This is a genomic window from Streptomyces sp. HSW2009 (assembly GCF_040240285.1).
GTDB lineage: Bacteria > Actinomycetota > Actinomycetes > Streptomycetales > Streptomycetaceae > Streptomyces.
On record NZ_JBEHZD010001288.1, the window covers coordinates 1 to 239 of the forward strand.

1 protein-coding gene is annotated in these 239 nt (G+C 42.3%); it reads right to left on the reverse strand.

What is annotated here, in order from left to right; all coding sequences use genetic code 11:
- Positions 1-239, reverse strand: a 239-nt coding sequence (locus tag AAHZ94_RS35455) for a glycoside hydrolase family 3 N-terminal domain-containing protein (RefSeq protein ID WP_349997729.1), incomplete at both ends; no start/stop codon positions are given.

Sequence of the window (239 nt, forward strand, 5' to 3'; positions counted from 1 at the left end):
CCTTACAAAAGCACGAGCAAAAACACTATTCAGGAATGGATCCTCGCCAGTTGATTCCATCACTCTTCCCCATCTTGCATCTCTTACCAAGTCTACCATTGGTGAGAAAGTTACGTGGACACCAGCTGCTGAAGCTTCTTTTGCGGAAACTCTTGCAACTTTTTCTGCTGCTTTCTCATCCCATGAACAACCAATAGCAAGTGGTACTGGAAATATAGTTCTGTATCCATGTATTATAT